This is a genomic window from Aestuarium sp. (assembly GCF_023253315.1).
Lineage (GTDB): Bacteria > Pseudomonadota > Alphaproteobacteria > Rhodobacterales > Rhodobacteraceae > Marivivens > Marivivens donghaensis.
The window spans coordinates 1-707 of record NZ_JALRGW010000147.1 but is presented as its reverse complement, the minus strand read 5'-3'; the positions used below and the strand labels follow the sequence as shown (position 1 = coordinate 707).

Sequence of the window (707 nt, the reverse complement as noted above, 5' to 3'; positions counted from 1 at the left end):
CAGTTCATCAGCCAGTAATTCTTGGCACCCCCCGTCATCGGGAGTGACGGAGGCTTTGCTGATTAAAACTTCTGCGAGCCGGAGGGCTTCGTTCATGGTTGGTGGTGTGGGGTTCAGTCGCGTAACAGGTCGTTCAGGCTGGTTTTTGCGCGAGTTTTGGCGTCAACACGCTTCACAATCACCGCACAGTAAAGACTGTATTTGCCGTCGTCAGATGGCAGGTTACCGCTGACGACTACAGAGCCAGCGGGAATGCGTCCATACGTGACTTCACCGGTGGCACGATCGTAAATCTTGGTGCTCTGACCGATGTAGACGCCCATGGAAATGACGGAGTTCTCTTCCACGATCACACCCTCAACGACCTCGGAGCGCGCACCGATGAAGCAGTTGTCTTCGATGATGGTGGGGTTGGCTTGCAGGGGCTCCAAAACGCCGCCGATACCAACGCCGCCTGACAGGTGAACATTGGCGCCAATTTGCGCGCAAGAGCCGACGGTGGCCCACGTGTCAACCATAGTGTTTTCGCCCACGAAGGCGCCGATGTTCACGTAAGAGGGCATTAACACGGCACCCTTAGAGATAAAGCTGCCGCGGCGCGCAACTGCGGGGGGTACGACACGGACGCCAGCCTGTGCCATAGCGGCTGCATCCAGCTTGGAGAACTTGGGTTGCACTTTGTCGTAAAACGCCAAGTCGCCAGCGTG

1 protein-coding gene is annotated in these 707 nt (G+C 57.1%); it reads right to left on the bottom strand.

Going from position 1 to position 707, the window contains the following annotated elements:
- Positions 1–113: 113 nt before the first annotated feature.
- Positions 114–707 (bottom strand): 2,3,4,5-tetrahydropyridine-2,6-dicarboxylate N-succinyltransferase (locus AC1QQ2_RS14710; protein WP_479713707.1); only part of this gene is annotated, 594 nt, incomplete at its 5' end.